Source organism: Protofrankia sp. CiT1, assembly GCF_917627335.1.
Classification (GTDB): domain Bacteria; phylum Actinomycetota; class Actinomycetes; order Frankiales; family Frankiaceae; genus Protofrankia.
In genome coordinates this window covers 1-2,910 of record NZ_CAKJTP010000277.1, presented here as the reverse complement: position 1 = coordinate 2,910, position 2,910 = coordinate 1, and the positions used below count along the sequence as shown (strand labels likewise).

The 2,910-nt window shown below is 65.4% G+C and carries 3 protein-coding genes and 1 pseudogene; all 4 read left to right on the top strand.

Features of this window, described 5'->3' with window-relative positions:
- Positions 1–86: 86 nt before the first annotated feature.
- Positions 87–669: pseudogene (locus tag MJ785_RS21445) on the top strand (group II intron reverse transcriptase/maturase); the annotation flags it as partial.
- Between the two features lie 383 nt (positions 670–1,052).
- Complete coding sequence (locus MJ785_RS21440) at positions 1,053–1,535, top strand: hypothetical protein (RefSeq protein WP_239334587.1); 483 nt, start codon at positions 1,053–1,055, stop codon at positions 1,533–1,535.
- Positions 1,532–1,669 carry a hypothetical protein gene (locus tag MJ785_RS21435; RefSeq protein ID WP_239334586.1) on the top strand — a complete coding sequence of 46 codons (138 nt, stop codon included), beginning with the start codon at positions 1,532–1,534 and terminating at the stop codon, positions 1,667–1,669. Before MJ785_RS21440 ends, MJ785_RS21435 begins: the two co-directional genes overlap by 4 nt.
- A 169-nt stretch (positions 1,670–1,838) precedes the next feature.
- Entirely contained in the window at positions 1,839–2,048 is a 210-nt protein-coding gene (locus MJ785_RS21430; RefSeq protein WP_239382653.1) for a hypothetical protein, read from the top strand.
- Positions 2,049–2,910 lie beyond the last annotated feature (862 nt).

Here is a 2,910-nt window from a genome sequence, read left to right as displayed (position 1 = left end):
TCAGCCCCTCGGAGCCTCCCCAGACATATATCGCCGTCCCCCTCTCCTTCGGAAGCTTCGATCATAAGATCATGCTGTCGGTGCTGGCCGCGTCGTTCCTCGGCTACGAGATCACTGTCCAGCACAGCAAGACCCGACCGGTTGTCAATGGAAAGATCGGGTTGCGCGTGCCCCTGAAGGTGATCCGGGAGAAATGTGCCCCCTATCTCAAGCACGGAAAACCCGAGCGCCGCCCCGAACTGCTGAACCTCGATGATCCACTCATCATCGGCACCTACGGGGCGGAGTACCGGGGCATCGTCCAGTACCACCTGCTCGCAGGCGACGTCTGGAGACTCGACCGGCTGGAATGGTCAGCGCTGACCTCCATGCTCAAGACCCTGGCGGCGAAATACGGCTCGACGGTGACGAAGATGGCCCGGAAGTACAAGGCCACCATCGACACGCCAGCCGGGAAACGCACATGCTTCCAGGCCGGCTGCGAGTGGTGCCAGCAGCAAGCCGAGGTGGAAGTCCACCAGGTGCCCTCGCTGGCCGACCTCGCCAGGACGGGGCGCCCCGCCCGAGTGGGCGCAACTCATGGCAGCCATGCGCAGGAAGACCCTCGTGGTCTGCCCCTCCTGCCACCGCGCCATCCACACGGGCAACCCAAGCAAGATCACGATGTAGGCCGCTGGAGAGCCACGTGCTCGGAAACGGGCCCGCGTGGTTCGGACCGGGAGTCGACGGAAAAGGACTCGCCACCCGGCGGCACCTCGCCGCCGGCCTACCGGTGCGAACCGCTCAATCTTGGTTGAAGGCCCTGAGATCGGTGTCCGTCCGGTCGCTGCCCGGGTTCCGACCAGGGACGATGCCCAGTGACCGCGCCGACCGGTACATCATCTACCGAATCGAACATCAGTTCCACGAAGCGGGTGGGACCCGCGCACGCCGAACCCCCATACCTTGATCGTCGGACTATCGGAGACGGCTTTGCCCTCACGATTCGCCGATCCGTCGGTGTCCTGGTTGCCTGGGTGGACTGGCAGTGACTTTCGAAGTAGTTTGAAACTATGTCTGCCGCGTTGGTGGTCGCGTTCTCCGATCTGCTGAACAAGCCCAAGGACACCCTGGCCTCGATGGCCAGGTCCGGTGCGGTCGTGCTGCGGCTGCGCCGCCGCGACGCCGAGGACCTGGTCATGACCACCGCTTCCCGGCGCGAGCAGGAACACACCATCGTCTCCGCGGCCACCCGCCTGACCATGGTGCTGCTGCGCCAGGCCGACCAGCGGGGACGCGATCGGCTCCTGGAAGCCCTGCCTGAGGTGTTCACCTGGACACGGTTCCTGCCGGAGGGTGACCAGCGGCTGTTCCTCACCGAGTTCGCCGACACCCTGCGCGCCGTCGAGGATCTGGACAACCTCGCCCCGGTCGCACATCTGATCGAGGAGTGGAAGCACACGGCCGAGATCCACGCCGACCCGGACCTCGCTGCGATCCTCGCCCAGGACGGTGACGACTACGGGAGCGTGCCCGAACCGGATGTGGTTGCGTGAGCCCGAAACGCGGTGACCGGGTCGCCCCGCCGCCTGGCCCCAACGAATGGGACGTGATCTTCGGAACCGGTGAGGCTGGCAAGGGCTGGGACGAGCTGTGTGCCCAGGCCGCCGCCAACACCCGCCACGCCTAGTGGTCGCCGCCGGAAGTTGACCGGGGTATGTCGGATGCCAGGCGGATGCGTCGCGAGGCGGAGGAGGCCCCGGTAGCGGTGTTCTACCGGGGCCGACGACAACGACGCGAGGCGCCGCCTGGCGCCGGCAGGCCCTGGATGAACTTCCGGCGGCGACCACTAGCAGCTGATGCGCACTGACCCGGCTCCGGCGGTCGCGACCAGCCGACACCATCGGCTCAGGGGCAGCTATGCCACCGGCACCTACCAGGGCCGGCCGCTGCCGCAATGGCAGATAGAAGTCACCAGCGGCGGCCGGATCTGGTACCTCGTCGATACCGAACGGCGCCGGGTCATCGTCATGTACGCCAGTCCTCGCCATCCGAAAGCCACAGACTGACCGTGCCTGCATCGTAACTGGTCAGGTATCTCGATCGTTTCGTGTTGTCGCAGGTCAGGTCATTTGGGTGACCGCTGCTGTGGCTGCGGGGTGCTCATGGTGGGTGACCGCCCTGTAAGTTGATCACATGCCGCCCGCCGATCAGCCCGCGCCGGGAGAAGACCAGCCGCTCCGCCGACGGTCAGGGGCCGGGCGAACCGATCGCCGCCAAGCCGTGCAGTAGCCGCCGCGGCCCCTCCCACCCGGCATTGCCACGGCCAAGCTCGTCACGGACCCGGGCCGAGATCATCCTATCGGAGCGTCGCTACGACCGTTTGACCCCGTCGTAGCTCGCGTGACAATACGTGGCCTGACAGCAGGAAAAATGCGGCCGGGCAGCATTAGTCGCCATCATGATCGGCGTATGTTTGTCGTTAGGCACGCCGATCCGGGCGAAAACCGTGCACAACGACAAACACGCGCCGATCATGGATCGCGCGCTGGTCACAGGCCGAAGTCGCAACGCCTGTCCACTGCCCAAATATAGATCACCAGCAGCGCCGAATGGGGTCACGACTCGGAAAGTTCCTGTCGTGCGACCTGAACGACCACGCGGCTCGTCAGCAGGGTGGTCACGTTTCAATCCGACTCGGAAATTCCCGCCCTGCGACCTGGCACTCGTCGGCGACCCTCACCATCTTCGCTTCAATCCGATCCGGAAACTTCCTGCCCCGCGACCTTCATCCAGGCGTACTCCGACCCCCGTGGTCTGTGGGTTTCAATCCGACTCGGAAAGTTCCTGCCGTGCGACAGTACCACCGATCCTGGGGGGTCTGAGCTGCGGGTTTGCAAGATCCTTCCAGAACCTCCCGGCGGGGGCTGT